Raw genomic sequence first — 19,455 nt, forward strand, 5'->3', positions numbered from 1 at the left:
AGTCCGGTGCGGCGAGGTAGGCTTCCGACGGTAGCAAATAAAGCGAGGGGTCACTCTTTATGCCCAGGGTCAGTCAAGCTCATCTCGACGCTCGCCGCCAGCAGATCGTGGATGCCGCCCGGGCTCGGTTCGCCAGTCACGGCTTCGCCCACACGTCGATGGCCGACATCGTGACCGAGTCCGGGCTCTCCAACGGGGCGATCTACCGATACTTCACGAGCAAGGACGAGATCGTCATCGCGGTCTGCGAGCAGGGAACCGAAGCGCTGCCGAGGGCGCTCACCGCCGAGGCTGTGGGGGGTTTCCTCGAGCACGTCCGGGCCCGGGCCCGGGACACTGATCATGCCCGGCTGGTCGCCCAGATCTACGCCGAAGCGGCGGTGTCACCCCTGCTGGCAGCCGTTGTGCAACGACAACTCGCCGCCATGCGGGCCGCGATCGCCGAGTTGGTGCCCGACTCTCGACGCCCGCAGGCCGGGCAGATCGCCGAAGCGTTCGTGGCCCTCTGCGTCAGCTACAGCCTGCAGCTGGCGATCCGGGGCGACCTGGACCCCGCGCCCTTCGCCGCCGCGTTGATGGCGATCATCAAGGGCTAGGCGAGCGTGACCGACCGCCGGTTCGGTGGGCGCTCGACAGGCGTCCGCATGCCGGCCCGCATCGTGCGGACCTGTCGATCGCTAAATGGAGTGAATCCTCATTTTAAGTGTTGACGAGTGTTACTGTCGGCCCACCCGATCCCGTCAACTGGAGGACCCATGCCGGTAGCTCACATCGCTGCCATCAACCTGGAATGCCCGGACCCAGTCGACCTGGCCCGCTTCTGGGCCGCGATGCTGGACGGTGAGGTCACGGTCCAGACCCCGGATTTCTGCGCGGTCAAGGCGGGTCCGCTGTACCTCGGCGCGGTTCGCGTCAGCGACTACCGGCCACCGACCTGGCCCTCCGGCGAACGATCACAGCAGATCCACTTCGACCTGGCCGTCGACGACCCCGATGACCTCGACGACGCAGAGTCTCGTGCGGTCGAGCTGGGAGCCGCCAGGGAAGAACACCAACCCGCGCCGGAACGCTTTCGCGTCCTGCGGGACCCGGCCGGCCATCCCTTCTGCCTACGCCGCTGAACCGCGCAACTGCTGCGTGAGTGTCAGCTGTCCGAGTTCCTGGGTGCATCGGGTGAGCGCGACGTAGAGGCCGTTCCAGCCGCGCGGTTCGGCGGCGATGCCCTGAGGGTCGATGAGTAGCGTCGCGTCCCACTCCAGTCCCTTGGACTGGGTTGCGGTGAGCACCGGCACATCACCCAGCACGGCTTGGAGTGTGGCGATGTGATCTGCGGGGGCGATGACGCCGACCGTGCCGCCGTGCCACCGTTGCTGCAGCTGCCGCACTGCTTCGGCGGCGGCGCCGGCAAGCTCAGCCGGTGTGATCGTGAGCTCCCAGGGGGCGATCCCGGAGGAGCGTACCGCTCGTGGTGGCGTGTTGTGGCTGCCAGCCCTCTTCAGGACCGGTTCGGTGAGGTCCATGACCTCGCGCGGGGTCCGGTAGCAGATGGTGAGTTGCGCGGCGGTCCAGCGGTCTCCGAAAACAGCCCGCACCGCTTGTGCCCAACTGGTGTGCCGGTGCGCTGCCTCCGCCTGGTCGATGTCGCCGACGGCGGTGATGGAACGACTGGGGCAGCGCCGGAGCACCATGTGCCACTGCATCTCGGACAGTTCCTGCGCCTCGTCGATGACGACGTGGCCGTACACCCAGCCGCGCTGTCGGCGCGCCCGGTCGGCGACGAACTCGCCCTGTGGTTGCGGGGCACCGACCTCGCCGAGCAGGTCGGCGAGGGCGTCGAGCAGCGGGATGTCGCTTGACGCCCAGGGGGCGCGCTCGGCGGCGTCGGCGGCGACGGCGGTGATCTCCTCGGGGGACAGCTGCGGGGCGAACCGGGCCAGCAGGACACGGTCGGTCAGGAGATCACCCAGCAGGGCTTCGGCGTCCAGGGTGGGCCACCATGCCTCGATGAATCTGGCGATGGTGGCGTCCTCGGCGATACGACAACGAAGCTGCTCGACCTCCTCCTCGGAAAGTAGTCCGTCGACGTCGCTGCCGGTGGACGTCCGGGTGGAGTGCTGGTCCCGCCCCATGTCCCTGTCGACGCGGGCGAGGATGTCCTCGAAGCCTTCCTCCATCTCATCCATCAGCGCCTCGCGCTGCTCGGCGACGACGTCGGCGAGGATGTGGTGCAGCTGCTCGGTGAACACCGCGCGGGCGCGGTGGTACGGGCGTCCCTGCACCGCCGAGGTGAACGCCTGCGCCACCGTTGCGGCGGAGATGACGTAGAACTCCCCCTCCCAGCGCACCTTCAGATCGCGGGGCCTCGGGAGCAGCGACGCGACGTAGCCTTCGAGCGCGGGCTGCCAGAGAGCGCGGCCCTTGATCTCGGCGAGGAGTCGGCTCTCGTCGCGGCCCACGTGGATGCCGGTCAGCAAGGTGTCGCAGGTCGCCGAGACGACGGCGGTCTCACCGAGCGCCGGCAGCACCTGCGCGATGTACCGGAGGAACCGCGGCGAGGGGCCGAGGACCAAGACCGCCTGCTCGGCCATCTTTCGGTGGGTGAACAGGAGGTACGCGACGCGGTGCAGGGCAACCACTGTCTTGCCCGTGCCGGGACCGCCCTGGACGATCAGCGGGCCGGTCGCCTCCGCCCGGATGATGTCGTCCTGTTCGCGCTGCAGGGTGGAGATCGCCGTCGACATGCGACCGGTGCGCCGCTGGTCGAGGGCGGCCAGGAGGGCGCCTTCGCCGACGAGCTCCGCCGTTGTGCTCCCGTCCAGGGGCTCGTCGTCCACGCCGACGACCGTCGATCCCATCGTGCGTATGTGCCGGCGCCGTGCCTGACCCTGTGGGTCGACAGCCGTCGCGGTGTAGAACGGCCGAGCCGCGGGAGCGCGCCAGTCCACAAGCAGTGGCTCACCGCCCTCGCCGTCGTCGCGGAGACCGACACGGCCCACGTGGCGCACGGTGCCATCAAGGCCGTCGAGGCGGCCGAAGACCAGCCCGTCATCTGCTCGCCGGAGCTCGTCGTACTGCTGTCGGAGCATGCGCTGGCGGGCCTGTTCCAGCGCGTCCAGGGCCTCCGGCGAAAGCTCGGCCTGTAGGTGGTCGGCAAGCCTGTCGCGCCGGGCCGTGGCCAGGTCCAGAAACGCCTGTTCCTCGGCGACCGCGGATCGGCGCGCGGCGGCCTCTGCGGTAGCGGTCGGCAGTTGGCCGTCAGGTGTTACTTCGCCGATGCCATCGGTGCCGTTGCTCGGTGCAGACTTCCGGTGCATTCGCAAATCCTTGTATCGGGTAACCCTCGGACCCGGGCGGGCCGCAGCGCATTCGGCGGCAAGCATAGAGTCGGTTTTCCGCACCGGCCAGGAGATCCGCCGGCAGAGATCGGGATCTCAATGCCTTGCAGTCCCGGGTTTCCTGTGGCCTCCTCAGTCCCGATTCGCATATTGACAGTTCAGTCTTTATCTGTTCTGCGGGTTTGTTCCGATCAGCGCGGGTGCTCTTCGGAGGGGTGTTCGCAGGCGGACCCGGGCCGGAGTTGACGGCCGGTTCAAAGGCGGTGCGAAGTCGATCTGGCTGGTGCGGCACGATTGCGGCGTGTCGATGGAACGCGTGGAAACTCCAGCCAATCTGTTGACCTGGCTTGCGGACCGTCCTGTTCGGGAGGCGACCACCGGCTATGACGCCGCTGGTTGGCAATCGTCGACCTGGATTCTTCATGCGATGTACGACAACCTGAGTCCATGAACCTCGACGAGGAAACCACAGTTACCGGCATTCCCTTGGGCTTCGTTGCCCGACCGGCGAGCCCGTGGCGACGGGTGTTCTGGTCGCAGCATCTCACCGAACGGCGGGGACAGGCAGCGGATCGGAATCACCCGCCAAGCCACCGCTGGTTCCCACACCGCAGGTGGCCGGTCACCGTCCAGCCACCGCCTGAAGGGCCCCTCGACAAGGAGAGCCTCGATGCCCTGCTGGACGCCCTGGGCCGTTGTTCGGTCGACGGCCCCAGGACCGACTGCGTCGCCTTCTACGCGTCCCTGCCGACCGGTGACGTCGACAGTCATCACGTCTGGAGCGGGCCGTTGTCAGCCGTTCCCGACCTGCTCGAAGAACGCGGAGGGCCCTACCCGTTCTCACCGACGAATCTGTGGCCCACGGATCGGTCCTGGTTCGTCTGGACGGACTACGACCTCCTGGGCACCAAGGTCAGCAGATCCGGACCCCTGGTCGAGGCGGTCAAGACCCACCCCGCTCTCGAGACGGTGGACTGGGTCAGCTCAACGTGAAGGACGCGTCGTCGACGTCGAAGGCCGTGGCGCCGTTGCCGGCCGTCTCGCTGGCGAGGAAGCTGACCGTCGCGGTGCGCTCGGTCGTCCCGGTTCCGCTCGACATGACGTACTGCCGCCACTGCGCCCCGCCGTCGAAGGCCAGCGAGAACCTCGTCTTGGGGGGTATCCCGGTGACCGCCAGTCCGACGTTCAGGTAGTCGCCGCGGCTGGTCTCCGTGGTGGTGGTCCGCACCCAGAAGCGGACCGTCAGGTCGCAGTTGGCCGGCACGGTGACGGTGGTGCGCAGCAGGTCGGAACGTGTCACGTCCAGCCCGGCGAAGGTGGCGTAGGCGCGGCCGGTGTGTGCGGGCCGGGTCGCGTCGCCGAACACGACGATCCGGGGGCCGGCCGTCCAGCCGGTGGTGCCGCCCTCGAACCCCGGGTTCGGGTGGATCTGCCCGGTGCAGGGCGGGTCGGCTGCTGGCTGGCCGTGGGATGCGCCGCCCGTGGCCAGGAGCAGCAGGGCCGCAGCCGAGACGGCGGTGACGAAGGCCTTCATCGTTTCTCCCCGCGTCAATACATTCGAGATAGTCGATGCCTATCGACCATGCGTGATGGACGCGGGCCCGTCAAGCTCTTCCCGCCGTCGGCCCTGCGACGGTGGCGGCTGACACCTGCTGGCACTACCGGCGGCGGCGGGCGTCGGCCTCCGTGTCGAGCAGGTCGTTGAGCGTCAGCGCGGAGTTGATCAGTGAGAGGTGGCTGAACGCCTGCGGATAGTTGCCGATCTGCTCCCCGGTCGCGGCGATCTCCTCGGCGTAGAGGCCGAGGTGGTTGCTGAAGGTGAACATCTTCTCGAAGGTGAGTCGGGCGTCGTCGAGACGACCGGAACGGGCCAGCGCCTCCACGTACCAGAAGGTGCACATGTTGAAGGTGCCCTCATGGCCGGGGAGACCGTCGGGGGAGTGGACCGGGTCGTACCTGTGGACCAGGCTGTCGGAGACCAGTTCGCGCTCGATCGCCTGCAGGGTCGACTGCCACAGTGGGTCGCTCGGCGTGACGAAGCCGACCGCCGGCATGGCGAGCAGCGCCGCGTCCAGCACGGTCTCGTCGTACGCCTGCACGAAGGTGCCGCGGTTCCGGTCGTACCCGCGCTCCATGACCTGGTTGTAGATGCGGTTGCGCTGCTCGGTCCAACAGGCCATGTCCCCGGGGCGGCCGGTGCGGGTGGCCAGCCGGATGGCCCGGTCCAGCGCCACCCAGGACATCACCCGACCGAAGGTGTAGTTGCGGGGGTGGTGGCGGCTCTCCCAGATGCCGGCGTCGGGCTGGTCCCAGTTGCGGCAGAGCCAGTCGACCAGCCGGACGGTGCTCTTCCACACCTGGTGCGAGACGCGGATGCCCTGCTCGTCGGCGAGGTGCATGGCGTAGAGCGCCTCGCCGTGGATGTCGAGCTGGAGTTGGTCGGCGGCGCCGTTGCCGATCCGCACCGGCCGGGAGCCGCGGTAGCCCTCCAGATGGTCCAGCACCTCCTCGTGCAGATCGGAGGAGCCGTCCACCCGGTACATGATCTTGAGTGGATCCTGGTGGTCGCCGGCCTCGCGGATCCGCTCGTCCAGCCAGTTCATGTACCGGCTGACCTCCTCGGTGAAGCCAAGGCCGAGCAGCGCGTGCACCGAGAACGACGTGTCGCGCACCCAGGTGTAGCGGTAGTCCCAGTTACGAGTTCCGCCGACCAGTTCGGGCAGCGCTGTGGTGGGCGCGGCGATCATCGCGCCGGTGGGCGCGTACGTCATGAGTTTCAGCGTGATGGCGGACCGCTCGACCATCTCCCGCCAGCGGCCGGTGTAGCGGGAGCGTTCAACCCAGCGCCGCCAGTAGTCCTGGGTCCACTCGAACATGCCCTGGATCTCTTCCGGCGGGATGACGCGCGGCTCGGTGCCGCCGGTCTCCAGGACCACCCCGCCGGTGTCGCCCTCGTTCAGCGTGCCGTACGCGACCAGGTCGCCGCCCTCAAGGTGAATGTCGCCCTGTTCGGAGATCAACCGCCGCACCGGGTCGACCGGGTGGAACGTCAGCGTCGCCGACCGGCTGCGGAAGACGTAGCCGGTGCGGTGGCGTTCCAGCTGATGCTCTTCGCGGGCGTAGTCGAACCGGGGCCGGCACTCCACCCGGAAGCGCATGCTGCCTCGGACCATTGTGACGATGCGGACCAGCCGGTGCGCGTCGGTGACCCGCTCGCCAGTGACCGGCATGAAGTCCATCACCTCGGCCACCCCGTCGGCGCTGATGAACCGGGTGATCAGGATGGGTGTGCCGGGGAGGTAGAGCTGCTTCGTCACGTACCGTACGTCGTGCGGAGCGATCCGGAAGTATCCGCCCTTCTCCTTGTCCAGCAGCGCGGCGAAGATGCTCGGCGAGTCGAACCGCGGCGCGCAGAACCAGTCGACCGTCCCGTCACACGTCACCAGCGCGGCGGTCTGCAGGTCGCCGATGAGTCCGTGATCCTCGATCGCCGGATAGCTGTCCACGTCTCTCCCCGGTTCGGCTGCGTCCTGCGGATCGAACCTAGGGGGAGAATTGTCGACTTAGGTGAGATTCACGTTTCGCCACCCGGTCGCGTGCCCGACCCTGCCCCGACACCCGGTCGGGCCACCCCGCCTGCCCGGTCGGACCTGATCGAGCGGGTGCGAGGAGCGCGGGCTGACGGGCCCCGGGTCAGGGCAGCCGGCGGCAGGACGAGCGGATGACCAGTTCGGTGGGAAGCCGGATGTGGGTGTCGCGTTCGACGCCGGCGATCAGGTCGACGAGCAGGCGCAACGCCTCGGCACCCATCCGCTGCAGCGGCTGCATGATGGTCGTCAGTGGCGGGTTGACCAGCGCCGACTCCGGGACGTTGTCGAAGCCGATCACCGACAGGTCGTCCGGCACCGAGAGGCCCATGTCGCGGGCCACGTTCATCGTGGAGATCGCGGAGAGGTCGTTGCCCGCGAAGATCGCGCTCGGCCGGTCGGTGAGGGCGAGCAGTTCGGCGGCCGTTCCGGCGGCGCTCTCGATCCGGAACCCGCCGACGCGGACGAGCCGCTCGTCCACCGGCACGCCGGCGTCGGCCATCGCACTGCGGAAGCCGGCCTCGCGCAGCTGCGCCGACTTCAGGTCGGTGCGCCCGCTGATGTGCCCGATCCGCCGGTGACCGAGGGACAGCAGGTGGTTGGTCGCCAGCACGGCGCCGGCGAAGTTGTCGGAATCGACGGTGGGCAGGTCGGACGGCCCGGTGTGCGGGTCGACGGCCACGACGTGGAAGTTGTTCTCCGTCTCGACCACCGTCGGCGTGACGATCACGGCGCCGTCGATGAGCGTGCCGGAGAGGCGGGCGAGTGAGCGTCGCTCCCACCCCACGGCGGCGCCCTCGCCGTCCCCGCTGGAGTAGGCCAGCAGCTGGTATCCGCTGCCGGCGACCTCCTGTGACGCCCCCTTCAGCAGCTCGGTCGAGAACGGCTCGAACTCGGCGACCAGGATGCCCAGCACGTTGGTGCGGTGGCTGCGCAGGCTCTGCGCCCCCAGGCTCGCCTCGTAGCCGAGCTCGTGGATGACCTGCTGGACGCGCTCCACGGTCGCCTGGGCCACGCCGTAGCGGCCATTGACAACCTTCGACACGGTCGCGACCGAGACGCCGGCAGTACGTGCCACATCCGACATCTTGACGCGCTGCTGAAACACCACGTCGATGATGATAGGGCCGCCGCCCGGGGTGCGTCGCCAGCGATTCGAAAACGTTATCGATACCGATTGACATCAAGTTACATGACTGTAAAACTTCGCCGCAAAGCCGAGTACCGCGACTGACTGGTCGAGGAGACATCGATGGCAACGAAGCGGCGTGCGAGTGCCGTCCTGGCACTGTTAATGACAAGTGTTCTCGTTGTCGCCGGGTGCAACGGCGGCGGCGAAGAGGCAGCCCCTCAGAGCGAGCTGTACAAGGACCCGGTGACCCTGACCTGGTGGCACAACGCCTCACAGGACGGGCCTGGCAAGACCTACTGGGAGAAGGTCGCCAAGGACTTCTCCGCACTCCACCCCACCGTCAAGATCGAGATTGAGGCGATCGAGACGAACCAACTCCAGCGCACCCGGCTCCCTGCCGCGCTGCTGAGCAGCGACCCGCCGGACATCTTCCAGGCGTGGGGCGGCGGCGAGATGACCGAGCAGGTGGAGGCCGACTACCTCAAGGACATCACCGACCAGGCCAAGACCGAGGTCGCCAACATCGGCAGCGCCGCGGAGATCTGGCAGGTCAAGGGCAAGCAGTACGGCCTGCCGTTCCGGATGGGCATCGAGGGCGTCTGGTACAACAAGGAGATGTTCGCCAAGGCGGGCATCGCGGCTCCGCCGACCACCTTCGAGGAGCTCAACGCCGCGGTCACCAAGCTCAAGGCGATCAACGTCGTTCCGATCGCCGTGGGTGCCGGTGACAAGTGGCCGGCCGCGCACTGGTGGTACAACATGGCGCTGCGCGCCTGCTCGGTCGACACCCTCAAGAAGGCGTCCGCGGAGAAGAACTTCGACGACCCGTGCTTCGTAAAGGCCGGCCAGGACCTGAAGGCCTTCATCGACACCAAGCCGTTCCAGCCCAACTTCATCGCCACGCCGGGCCAGAACGACCCGACCAGCGCCAACGGCATGCTCGCCAACGGCAAGGCCGCGATGGAGCTCATGGGTGACTGGAACCGCGGCACGTTGGACACCGTGGCCACGGACAAGACGAAGCTCGCCTCGTTCCTCGGCTGGTTCCCGGTGCCGGCTATCTCGGGTTCCCCGGGTGACCCGAAGGCGGCCCTCGGCGGTGGCGACGGGTTCTCCTGTGCCAAGAACGCCCCGACCGAGTGCGTCGAGTTCCTCAAGTACATCGTGAGTCCCGAGGTGCAGAAGGGCTACGCCGATACCGGCACCGGTCTGCCGGTGGCCAAGGGTGCGGCGGACGCCGTGAAGGACCCCGCGCTGAAGTCCATCCTGGAGGCGACCTCCGGGGCGAGCTACGTCCAGCTCTGGCTGGACACGGCCTACGGCAGCACCGTCGGCACCGCGATGAACGACGCGATCGTCGCCATCTTCGCCGGCAACGGGACGCCTGAGAAGGTCGTCTCGGCGATGAAGGCGGCCGCAAGCAAGTGACCTCCGCCAACCAGATCCGTATGCCCGCCGGCGGCGCTTCCGCGTCGCCGGCGGGCCCCCGCAAGGCCGGGCGCGACTCGGCCCGCCGTGCCGACAACCGCCGCAAGTGGTACGAGATCATCGGGCTCACCACGCCGGCCGTCGTCATCTACGTGATGTTCGTGCTGGTGCCGATGGGCTTCGCGGTCTACTACAGCCTGTTCCGGTGGCGCGGGGTAGGGCCTCCCACCGAGTTCGTCGGCCTGCGAAACTACACCCTCGCCTTCCAGGACCCGATCTTCCTCGACGCGCTGCGCAACAACGCCATCATCGTGTTCGGGTCGCTGCTGATCCAGGGCCCGATCGCCCTGGGCGTCGCCCTGCTGCTGAACCGTCGCTTCCGTGGGCGGGCCGTGTTCCGCCTGCTGGTGTTCGTGCCGTACGTTCTGGCCGAGGTCACCGTCGGCATCATGTGGAAGCTGCTGCTGACCGGCGACGGCACCGTCGACGCGCTGCTGCGGTCCCTGGGAATGGGCGGCCTGGTGCAGGCCTGGCTGGCGGACCTTGATGTGGTCATCTGGACCCTGCTGGCCGTCCTCACCTGGAAGTACGTCGGCTTCGCCATCATCCTGCTCCTCGCCGGACTGTCCAATGTGCCCGACGAGCTGACCGAGGCGGCCGCCATCGACGGCGCGAGCTGGTGGCAGATCCAGCGGCACGTCACGATCCCGCTGCTCGGCCCGACGATCCGGATCTGGATGTTCCTGTCCATGATCGGCTCACTACAGATCTTCGACATGATCTGGGTGACCTCGGTGCCCGCGGTGCGGTCCCTCGGCGCATCGGCCACCATGGCGACCTACATGGTGGACAACGGGTTCTTCGCCCGGCTCTGGGGCTACGGCAACGCCGTGGCGGTAATCCTGTTCGTCATCTCCTTCGTGGCGGCGCTGCTGTTCCAGCGGTTCCTGCTCCGCCGCGACATCGAGGGCGCCATCACCGGAAGGGCGAAGTGACGATGGCCGTGAACTCGGTTCTCCCCCCGTCCACCGGACGCCGTCAGGTCTCCTGGGGCACGCCGCTCACCTACGCGCTCGCCCTCGCGATCGCGGCGGTGTCGATCGCCCCGGTCATCTACGTGGTCATCGGCGGTTTCCGCACCACCCCGCAGATCGTCGCGGACCCGGCCGGCCTGCCCGACCCGTTCGTCTGGGACAACTACGCCAGGGTGTTGACCCAGAGCAACTTCTGGCAACAGGCGTTCAACAGCGCGGTCATCGCCCTGGGCACCACGCTGGCCGTGGTCGTGCTCGGGATGGCCGCCGCGTTCGTGCTCGCCCGCTACACCTTCCGCGGGCGGGAAGGGCTCTACACCTTCTTCACTCTCGGCCTGCTGTTCCCGGCCGGGGCGGCGATCCTGCCGCTCTACCTCATGCTGCGTGACCTGAACCTGGTCAACTCCTACTACGCGGTGATCCTGCCGCAGGTCGCCTTCTCGCTGCCACTGACGATCGTGATCCTGCGTCCCTTCCTCTCGGCGATCCCGAGAGAGTTGGAGGACGCCGCCTCCATCGACGGTGCGAGTCGGCTCGGTTTCCTCTGGCGCATCGCGATGCCGCTGTCGCGGCCCGCGCTCGTCACGGTTGGCGTCCTGGCGTTCGTGGCCAGTTGGAACTCGTTCCTGCTGCCGCTGCTGGTGCTCAGCGACGTCAACCTGCACACCCTGCCGCTGGGCGTGCAGAACTTCTCCAGCCAGTACACGACCGACACGGCAGGCGTACTCGCCTTCACCTCGCTGGCGATGCTGCCGGCACTGCTCTTCTTCACGCTCGCGGAGAAGCAGATCGTCGGTGGCCTGCAGGGTGCGGTCAAGGGCTGAGCGGCAGCGGTACGAGCACAACCAGAGGAAGGCACAGCATGACTGAGGTCCACGCGGTGGTGGACGGGCCGGCGCCGGCTCAGGCAGGTCCGGAGCACGGACGGCCGGACGGGCACGACGGCGAGGCCCGGCTACGTGATCTTCTCGGCCGGATGACGATCGAGGAGAAGATCGCCCAGCTCGTCGGCTTCTGGGAGAAGGAGGACGGCGAGGCGGTCGCACCGTTGCAGGGGGAGTTCGGCGACGACTCCAAGCTCGAAGACTTCTCCCGGCACGGGCTCGGTCACCTCACCCGCGCCTACGGCACCCGCCCGCTGGACCCGGCGGAACGGGCGTCCTGGTTGTGGAAGTTCCAGCGGGACCTGGTCACCGGGACCCGGCTCGGCATTCCGGCGATCGTCCACGAGGAGTGCCTCACCGGGCTGTCGGCCTGGAAGGCGGCCACGTTCCCCACCCCACTCGCCTGGGGTGCCGCGTTCGACCCGGACCTGGTCACCGAGATGGCCGAGGCGATCGGCGCCTCGATGCGGGCCCTGGGCGTCCACCAGGGGCTCTCTCCGGTGCTCGACGTGATCCGTGACCCGCGCTGGGGTCGGGTGGACGAGTGCATCTCCGAAGACCCGTACCTGGTCGGCACCATCGGGACGTCGTACGTGCGCGGCCTGCAGTCGCAGGGGGTGCACGCCACCCTCAAGCACTTCGCCGGCTACTCCGCCTCGCGCGCCGGGCGCAACTTCGCACCGGTGCACGTCGGCCGCCGGGAACTGGTCGACGTACTGCTCCTCCCGTTCGAGATGGCGATCATCGACGGCAACGCCCGCAGTGTCATGCACTCGTACACCGAGATCGACGGGGTGCCCGTCGCCGCCGACCCGACGATGCTGACCGGCATCCTGCGCGACCAGTGGGGCTTCGACGGCACTGTGGTGGCCGACTACTACGGGGTGGCGTTCCTGAACCTGCTGCACCACGTGGCGAGCGATCACGCGGACGCGGCCGGGCAGGCGTTGGCCGCCGGTGTCGACGTCGAACTGCCGACCGGCGACGCCTATCTGACCCTGCCGGAGTCGGTGCGGGCGGGCAGGCTCGACGAGGCACTCATCGACCGCGCGGTGCTGCGGGTGCTGCGCCAGAAGCAGGACCTGGGTCTGCTCGACGCGACCTTCAGCGACGAGCCACCCCAGGCGATCGACCTCGACTCGCCCGAGCACCGCTCGATCGCCCGCCGCCTCGCCGAGGAATCGATAGTGCTGGTCGCCAACCGGGACGCGCTGCCGCTGCCAGCGGGGCGACGGGTCGCCCTCATCGGTCCGAACGCCGACCGGCAGAGTGCGCTCTTCGGGTGCTACTCGTTCCTCAACCACGTCCTCGTCCAGCACCCGGGGGTGGAGACCGGCATCGAGGTGTCGACGATGCTCGACGCCGTGCGGGCCGAGTTCGGCGGCGACCTCGTCAGCTGGGCACGCGGTTGCGACGTGGACACCGACGACCGCTCCGGCTTCGACGAGGCCGTCGCCACGGCCACCGGCGCGGACGTCGCCGTCCTGGTCGTCGGCGACCACGCCGGCCTCTTCGGGCGCGGCACGGTCGGCGAAGGATGCGACCGGGACGACCTGGAGCTGCCCGGGGTCCAGCGCGAACTGGTCGAGGCGGTGCTGGCAACCGGCACACCTGTCGTCCTCGTGCTGCTCACCGGCCGGCCGTACGCGGTCGGCTGGGCGCTCTCGCGCTGCGCCGCTGTGCTGCAGGCGTTCTTCCCGGGCGAGGAGGGCGCCGGGGCGATCGCGGGTGTGCTCTCCGGGCGGGTCAACCCGTCGGGCCGGCTGCCGGTCAGCCTGCCGGGGTCGGCCGGCGCGCAGCCGTACTCCTACCTGCACCCCACCCTCGGTGCGGGCAACGAGGTGACCAACCTGCCGGCGACGCCCGTGGCGCCGTTCGGCCACGGCCTGTCCTACACGACGTTCGCGTACAGCGATCTCACCGTGCCCAGCACGGTGCCCACCGACGGGGCGGTAGGGGTGACCGTACGGGTGACGAACACCGGCGCGGTGGCTGGCGACGACGTGGTCCAGCTCTACGGTCGTGACCTGGTCGCCTCGGTGACCCGGCCGGTCGCGCAGCTGCTCGGCTACCGGCGGGTCCACCTGGAACCGGGCCAGTCCGTCACTGTCGAGCTGACGGTGCCCACCACCCGCCTGGCCTTCTCCGACCGCAGTTTCACCCGCGTCGTGGAGCCCGGCGACGTCGAACTCTGGGTCGGCACCAGCGTGCGGCGGGACACCCAGGCGGCGACCACGCTGGTCGGTGACACCGTCCCGGTCACCAACGCCTCCCCGCGCTGGACCACCACCGACGTCCGTTGAGAGTCGGTCCGCCGGCTGTCCGCACTGGACGGTCGGCGGGCCGGCCCCACCCGCGAGCCGGTTCTCCGCGGCGCTGCTGATCTCACGCGGGCGGCACAGCGCCCGGCGGGTGTCCGAGCCGACGACGCCAGCACTCCCAAGCCGCTACTCGTGCACGGGGCCGTGGCGTGGGCCGAGCTGGCTGATCTCGTACCCGTCGGGATAGCTCCTGGCCTTGATCCCGTCGGCGAACAGCGCCGTCGTCCGTGGCGCTCCGAACCACCGTTGCCACCGCGAGCGCGTCTTCAAGGCCAGGTGCAACCCGGCCCGGACCGGCCAGGCCGGCGTGTCGACCCGCGTCGCGCGCCGCAGCGGTGCGTCGTACATGGCGCTGACCAATGCGTTTCCCAGTGGCGTGAGCATCCGGGGGAGCCGGGTGAGCATCAGCACGCGGGTGGCGCGTTCGATGGCCGCCGCGTCGTCGTTGGGCTGGAGGTGAGCCGCGTCGTGCGCGTCGAACCAGGTTTCGAACTCGTCGTACGACCCGGGGATGTCGGTGATGCCCATCCGTCGGCCGAGCTCCCGGTAGAACAGGTAGGTGGCGTGCCGTTCGTGGCAGCAGGGTTGGCGCCAGCCGTACTCCTGCAACCACCGGGTGGGGATCACGATCAGGCAGCCGAGGACGTAGCGGAAGTCGTCGTTGCTGATGTCGTACGGACGGTGGAGCTGGTTGACGCGCCGCAACGCGTCGCGGCCCCGAGGCTGGTCGAAGCCGTTGAGCACCATCTCGTACATCAGCAGGCCGGTGTCGTCGATCCGCTGCTGGGTGCGTTCGGTCAGCTCGCCCGTGGCGGTGTGCACCCGGGCGATGGCGGGGACGGAGAAGGACCTGTTGAAGGCGAGGTTGAGCCCGAGCTTCAGGTCCCACGGAAACTCGTAGCGCAGCATCGTCTGGTAGATGTTGAGGTAGTCGCGCTCAGGGTCGAGAGCGCGGACACGGGCCAGGTTGTCGTGGCGGCCTCTCATCAGCGGGCGTCTCCAACTGTGGGATGCGGGGTGCCCGGATCGCCCGGGCCGTGCCCACCTGTCCAGGTGACGGTGGTCAGCCGGTCGCCGAGTAACCGCCGCGCCCTGGCGACCTGACGCGCGTTCGCGTTGACCAGCACGGGCTGCTCGGCAGCGCGGAGGATGGGCAGATCCGACAGCGAGTCGCTGTAGGCCACCCGCCACGGTGGGGTCACGCCCTGGTCAGCGAGCTGCGCCAGCTTGGTCGCCCCGTGGTTGTGCACGATGAGCCTCGGCCCGCGAATGCGCGAGGCCACGAGCTCGACCCCGGTGAGGCCGATCGCATCGAGCACCGTGCGCGCCAGTGTGTGCTCGCACGCGGTCACCACGATGACCCGGTCGCCTGCGGCGAGGTGGGTGCGGATCATCCGCAGCCCGGGCCCGATGACGCGTCCGGGCTCCTCGCCGAGATCCTTTCCGAAGCGTTCCAGCTCCGTGCTCAGCTCGTCCGCGTCGCGGCCCGCCAAGCCGATCCGGCTCACCCACCGCGCCGCCCACGGGCGGAAGGCGGGAATGACGGCGATGGGCGCGAGGAGAACGAGCAGGACGACGGCGAGCGGCAACCGAGCACCCGCGAAAGCGGTGCGTCGGAGGAACAGCGCGAAGGCGTCCCCGCGCAGCAGTACACCGTCGAAATCGAAGATGACGGTGTTTGCCGCCGGGCCCCTCATCGGTCTACCGACCCTGCTGCCACTGGCGGTTTGCCATCCGCCCAGTTTACGGACGGCCGGGGCGGTGGTGTTCATCGCCGCCACCGCTGGACAGCGCGCCGCAACGTCGGGCCACGACGGAAGCGGCGCGCCATCCAGCAGTCGCTCAGTACGGATATCCCGGAACGTTGAGCCGCACGCTGTACAGCCCGGAGTCGCCCCACGGACCCGACGTGATGTAGAGGGTCTGCCGGTCGGGGCCGCCGAACGCCACGTTCGTCGTGCCGGAGTTGCCGGGCCGGATCGTGCCGAGCTGGGTGCCTGTGGGGGAGTAGACGTGGACCAGAGAGTCCCCGCCGGACGTCCAGTACACGTTGCCGGCGCAGTCGATCGTGCCGCCGTCCGGACCACCGATGTAGTTCACGAAGACGCTGCGGGCACCGATGCTGCCGTCGGGCTGGACCGCGTACTTGTAGATCTTGTTCTCGGAGTAGGCACCCACGTACAGCGCCGTCCCGTCCGGTGAGAGCGAGATGCCGTTGGGTTGGCGCAACCGATCGTCGACCAGCGACACCTGCCCGTTGGAGACGCGGAAGACGCTGGTCCGCCCGCTCATCTGGTCCGGGCGGTTGCCACGCTGGAAGTTGGGGTCGGTGAAGTAGACGACGCCGTCGGAGCGGACCGTGACATCGTTCGGTGAGTTGAACGCCCGGCCCTGGTAGTTCGCCGCGACGGTGCTGCGGGCCCGGTCGCTCACCCGGTACGCGGACACGTTCCGCTGGTCGTGGGTGGCCGCGACGATTTGCTGGGCGTCGGCGCTGAGCGCCAGGCCGTTGCTGCCGGCGTTGGCGATGAACGTGTCGAAGGTCGCCGGCGGGGTGAACCGGCGGATCGTCGACGGCTGGACGTTGTACGGCCCGGTGCCGGCGGCCATGTCGGAGAAGAGCAGATAGCCGCCGTCGGCGACCCAGACCGGCCCTTCGAGGAAGGTGAACCCGCCCCGGATTCGTGGGGCCGTCACGGTGCTGGCCGGCAACGGAGGGCCGTAACTGGCCCCCGTCGGGCAGACCCCGGGCGGCGCGCCGGGCGGGCCGGCGAGCGCGGCGTGAGCGCTGACCTGCTCAGCGTTGGCGGCAGCACCGGCGGGCAGTGGGGTGGCGCTGACCGCGAGGCACAGGCCGGCCAGTACGGCGATGGTGGGACGCCAGGTCATCGAATACTCCAATCGGCGTCGAGGGTGGCGATGGCCGGCGTGCGAGGTCGGTGGCTGGCACGGCGTGAGGGCGGGCCGTCGATGTGGGTATCCGGGAGCCTAAGTTATGTACCAGGGACCCGCAGCGTTTTTTCGCCGCTGATTTCGGCAAACGATCGGGATGGCAGACAAAGACGCTGGTCAATCCCGAAAGGTGCCCGGAAATATTTCCGAAAGAACCACAGTGGACCGAATGGTCGTGGCCCCGGGCGTCGGCTGGCGCAGGGAATAGGCTGGGGCCATGAGTGGCGTGCTCAGTGCCCGAACCGCTGTCAACCCCCTCCGCCGGCTGACGATCGACCAGCTCCGGCAACGGACCAGCCTCAAGTGGCGGGAGTACCCCGACGACGTGCTGCCGCTCTGGGTGGCCGAGATGGACGTGCCCCTGGCCGAGCCGGTCGCGCGGGCGATCACCGACGCCGTCGCACGCGGCGACACCGGCTACCCTGCCGGCACGGCGTACCCGCAGGCGTTGGCCGAGTTCGCTCGGCGGCGGTGGGCCTGGGACGGGCTGGTCGTGGAGCACACCGCGCTGGTGCCCGACGTCATGCACGGCGTCGTCGAGGCGTTGCGACTGGTCACCGAGCCGGGGGACGCGGTGGTTGTCAACTGCCCGGTCTACCCGCCGTTCTACGAGTCCGTGGCGCACGCCGACCGCCGAATCGTGGAGGCACCGCTCGGCGAGGACCTGCGGATCGACCTCGGCACGCTGGAGGATGCGTTCCGGCGGGCTCGTCCCGGTGGACGGCCGGCGGCGTACCTGCTCTGCAGCCCGCACAACCCGACCGGCGTCGTGCACAGCGCGGCCGAGTTGACCGCCGTCGCCGCTCTGGCCGAGCGGCACGGGGTGCGGGTAATCGCCGACGAGATCCACGCTCCGGTGGTGGCCGGGGGAGCGCGGTTCGTGCCGTACCTCTCGGTGCCCGGCGCGGAGAACGGCCTGTCGGTGATGTCGGCCTCCAAGGGGTGGAACCTGGCCGGCCTGCGCGGCGGGCTTCTCGTCGCCGGCCCGGCCGCGGCCGGGGACCTCGCCCGCGTCCCGTTCGGGGTCAGCGTCAGCACGAGCCACCTCGGCGTGATCGCCCACACCGCGGCCTTCCGCGACGGTGGCGAGTGGCTCGACGCCCTGTTGACCGGCCTGGACGACAACCGTCGGCTCCTTGCCGCGCTGCTCGCCGAACACCTGCCAGCCATCCGCTACCAACCCGGTCAGGCCACCTACCTGGCCTGGCTCGACTGCCGAGCCCTGGGCCTCGGCGACGACCCGGCCACCGTGTTCCTCGAACGTGGCAGGGTGGCGCTCAACTCCGGACTGGCCTTCGGCAGCGGCGGCCGCGGGCACGTGCGACTGAACCTGGCCACCGCACCGGAGCTCATCACCGAGGCGGTACGCCGGATGACCAGCGCCGTCGGCTGACGCCGGCACCGATGTCGGTCGGTCGCTCTACGGTCTGCCCGTGAACGCCGTCCAGACGTACCGATACCTCCAGCCGTCCGCCCTGCGTACCGCCGGTCTCGACCTGCAGACCAGCGGCGGCCCGGCGGCCAATCCGCGCTTCTTCTCCGGGTTTCTCACCACCCCGGCGGCCGCGGCGGCCGGGCTGCTCGCCGTGGCCGAAGTGGCCCGCACCCGTTACCACCAGCCGGTCAGCCCGGCGAGCCTCGATCCGGTGGTGACCGGCAGCCGGGAACGGCTGCGCTTCGAGTCCTTTTCCGGTTGTTGCGGGGTGTACGCCCGGATGGACGTGGTCCCGGCGGGCTTCGACGGTGAGATCGTCGGGCACGGCACCACAAACGTCGACGTCAACCCGCCACTGCGCGAGGCCCTCGCCCGGGTGGGTGGGATCGAGCCACTGCACCTGGCCGTCGGCCCGGACGACCTCACCGTCTCCACCCTGGAGGGTGCGGTGGTGGAGCGGAAGGTCCCGCTGCCGGGGCGTTGGATGCGCGGTTTCGCCGAGGTGCACGTGCTCACCGCCGGGTTCGAGCCGCGCGCCGAGATCCCCGCCGCCGAGGCCACGGCGTTCCTGCGCCGGCTTCCCGGGAGCAGTGATCGTTCGGTGCTGTGGGCGGTGCCGGCCGGGCGTACCCTCCGGCTGACCTCGCGCCCGACGCCGGGGGCTGTCTGTCTGGCCGGCGCGGGGCGGCTCGCGGCGCTGCGCGGGCTGCTCCGGCACGCCCGCACCCTGCGGGTGTACGGGCCAGCCGTGCGCGCCGGCTCACCGGCCGTGCCGAGCACGTGGGAACTGGAGACCGGGTCGCTGCGGCTGTCGCTGACCCTCTCTCCCGAGCCGTACCGGGGTTTCTCCGGTGAGGGGGCCGCGTTGCTCGCGCTCGCCGGCGACGAGGTGATCGACGACGCGGAGCTGGTCGGTGCCCTGCTCTCCTGGGATCCGACGATCGACGTCGCCGCGCTGGCCGACGCGACCGGCCTGTCCGACGGCCGGGTCCGCGCGGCCCTGGCCCAGCTCGGCACCGCCGGCCGGGTCGGCTACGACGTCGCCGACGCCGGGTACTTCCACCGGGTCATGCCGCACGACGCCGGCCGGGCCGAGCGGGACAATCCCCGCCTGGTCGGCGCGCGCACGCTGGTCGAGCAGGGTGCGGTCCGCCGGGACGGCGATCATGCCACGGTACGCAGCGGCGACGACGACTACCGCGTTCGCCGGCTCCCCGACGGGAATCTCACCTGCACCTGTCAGTGGTGGGCGAAGCACCGGGGACAGCGCGGCCCCTGCAAGCATGCCCTCGCGGTGTCCATGCTCGTGGAGGTGACGGTGTGACGGACTTCTTCAGAGCACTGGAC

Annotated in this window: 17 protein-coding genes; 10 read left to right on the plus strand and 7 right to left on the minus strand. The window is 69.4% G+C overall.

Features of this window, described 5'->3' with window-relative positions; all coding sequences use genetic code 11:
- Positions 1-59 precede the first annotated feature (59 nt).
- Both ABZU74_RS25010 and ABZU74_RS25015 read left to right on the plus strand, forming a co-directional pair.
- Positions 60-596: a TetR family transcriptional regulator gene (locus ABZU74_RS25010; RefSeq protein WP_355428355.1), complete on the plus strand. Its 537-nt coding sequence runs from the start codon at positions 60-62 to the stop codon at positions 594-596.
- Between the two features lie 159 nt (positions 597-755).
- Positions 756-1,121, plus strand: coding sequence for a VOC family protein (locus ABZU74_RS25015; protein WP_355428358.1), 366 nt, complete (start codon positions 756-758; stop codon positions 1,119-1,121).
- On the opposite strand, the gene ABZU74_RS25020 is transcribed toward ABZU74_RS25015, so the two are convergent.
- Positions 1,110-3,314, minus strand: a complete 2,205-nt coding sequence (locus tag ABZU74_RS25020) for a UvrD-helicase domain-containing protein (RefSeq protein WP_355428361.1) — start codon at positions 3,312-3,314, stop codon at positions 1,110-1,112. The two genes, ABZU74_RS25015 and ABZU74_RS25020, sit on opposite strands and share 12 nt — an antisense overlap.
- Before the next feature lie 322 nt (positions 3,315-3,636).
- Here ABZU74_RS25020 and ABZU74_RS25025 point away from each other — a divergent pair, with 322 nt between their 5' ends.
- Positions 3,637-3,786 carry a hypothetical protein gene (locus ABZU74_RS25025; RefSeq protein WP_355428363.1) on the plus strand — a complete coding sequence of 50 codons (150 nt, stop codon included), beginning with the start codon at positions 3,637-3,639 and terminating at the stop codon, positions 3,784-3,786.
- Entirely contained in the window at positions 3,783-4,328 is a 546-nt protein-coding gene (locus tag ABZU74_RS25030) for a hypothetical protein (RefSeq protein ID WP_355428365.1), read from the plus strand. The genes ABZU74_RS25025 and ABZU74_RS25030 overlap by 4 nt, the downstream gene beginning before the upstream one ends.
- Here the strand turns inward: ABZU74_RS25030 and ABZU74_RS25035 are convergent.
- The 3 genes from ABZU74_RS25035 to ABZU74_RS25045 form a co-directional block, all read right to left on the minus strand.
- Positions 4,315-4,869 carry a hypothetical protein gene (locus tag ABZU74_RS25035; protein WP_355428368.1) on the minus strand — a complete coding sequence of 185 codons (555 nt, stop codon included), beginning with the start codon at positions 4,867-4,869 and terminating at the stop codon, positions 4,315-4,317. The two genes, ABZU74_RS25030 and ABZU74_RS25035, sit on opposite strands and share 14 nt — an antisense overlap.
- A 124-nt stretch (positions 4,870-4,993) precedes the next feature.
- Entirely contained in the window at positions 4,994-6,841 is a 1,848-nt protein-coding gene (locus tag ABZU74_RS25040; protein WP_355428370.1) for a glycoside hydrolase family 15 protein, read from the minus strand.
- Positions 6,842-7,028: 187 nt separating this feature from the next.
- Positions 7,029-8,033, minus strand: coding sequence for a LacI family DNA-binding transcriptional regulator (locus tag ABZU74_RS25045; RefSeq protein ID WP_355428373.1), 1,005 nt, complete (start codon positions 8,031-8,033; stop codon positions 7,029-7,031).
- A gap of 264 nt (positions 8,034-8,297) precedes the next feature.
- On the opposite strand from ABZU74_RS25045, the gene ABZU74_RS25050 reads away from it, so the two are divergent.
- The 4 genes from ABZU74_RS25050 to ABZU74_RS25065 are packed head-to-tail and all read left to right on the plus strand — an operon-like array spanning position 8,298 to position 13,703.
- Positions 8,298-9,482, plus strand: a complete 1,185-nt coding sequence (locus tag ABZU74_RS25050) for an extracellular solute-binding protein (protein ID WP_355428376.1) — start codon at positions 8,298-8,300, stop codon at positions 9,480-9,482.
- On the plus strand, positions 9,479-10,477 hold the full coding sequence (locus ABZU74_RS25055; RefSeq protein ID WP_355428379.1) for a sugar ABC transporter permease: 999 nt from the start codon (positions 9,479-9,481) through the stop codon (positions 10,475-10,477). Before ABZU74_RS25050 ends, ABZU74_RS25055 begins: the two co-directional genes overlap by 4 nt.
- Before the next feature lie 2 nt (positions 10,478-10,479).
- A complete protein-coding gene (locus tag ABZU74_RS25060) occupies positions 10,480-11,340 on the plus strand; it encodes a carbohydrate ABC transporter permease (protein WP_355428382.1) in 861 nt (286 codons plus the stop codon).
- Between the two features lie 38 nt (positions 11,341-11,378).
- Complete coding sequence (locus ABZU74_RS25065; RefSeq protein WP_355428385.1) at positions 11,379-13,703, plus strand: glycoside hydrolase family 3 N-terminal domain-containing protein; 2,325 nt, start codon at positions 11,379-11,381, stop codon at positions 13,701-13,703.
- A 144-nt stretch (positions 13,704-13,847) separates the two neighbouring features.
- Here ABZU74_RS25065 and ABZU74_RS25070 read toward each other — a convergent pair whose 3' ends face one another.
- The 3 genes from ABZU74_RS25070 to ABZU74_RS25080 form a co-directional block, all read right to left on the minus strand.
- Positions 13,848-14,708 (minus strand): oxygenase MpaB family protein, encoded by an 861-nt coding sequence (locus tag ABZU74_RS25070; RefSeq protein WP_355428388.1) that lies wholly within the window; start codon positions 14,706-14,708, stop codon positions 13,848-13,850.
- Positions 14,708-15,418 carry a haloacid dehalogenase-like hydrolase gene (locus ABZU74_RS25075; RefSeq protein ID WP_355428390.1) on the minus strand — a complete coding sequence of 237 codons (711 nt, stop codon included), beginning with the start codon at positions 15,416-15,418 and terminating at the stop codon, positions 14,708-14,710. The genes ABZU74_RS25070 and ABZU74_RS25075 overlap by 1 nt, the downstream gene beginning before the upstream one ends.
- A 145-nt stretch (positions 15,419-15,563) precedes the next feature.
- Positions 15,564-16,610 carry an SMP-30/gluconolactonase/LRE family protein gene (locus tag ABZU74_RS25080; protein ID WP_355428393.1) on the minus strand — a complete coding sequence of 349 codons (1,047 nt, stop codon included), beginning with the start codon at positions 16,608-16,610 and terminating at the stop codon, positions 15,564-15,566.
- Positions 16,611-16,890: 280 nt separating this feature from the next.
- Here ABZU74_RS25080 and ABZU74_RS25085 point away from each other — a divergent pair, with 280 nt between their 5' ends.
- Positions 16,891-18,066 (plus strand): MalY/PatB family protein, encoded by a 1,176-nt coding sequence (locus ABZU74_RS25085; protein WP_355428396.1) that lies wholly within the window; start codon positions 16,891-16,893, stop codon positions 18,064-18,066.
- A gap of 40 nt (positions 18,067-18,106) precedes the next feature.
- Positions 18,107-19,432: an SWIM zinc finger family protein gene (locus tag ABZU74_RS25090; protein WP_355428398.1), complete on the plus strand. Its 1,326-nt coding sequence runs from the start codon at positions 18,107-18,109 to the stop codon at positions 19,430-19,432.
- Positions 19,433-19,455: the final 23 nt, after the last annotated feature.

Source organism: Micromonospora sp. NPDC005171 (assembly GCF_040608575.1).
GTDB lineage: Bacteria > Actinomycetota > Actinomycetes > Mycobacteriales > Micromonosporaceae > Micromonospora.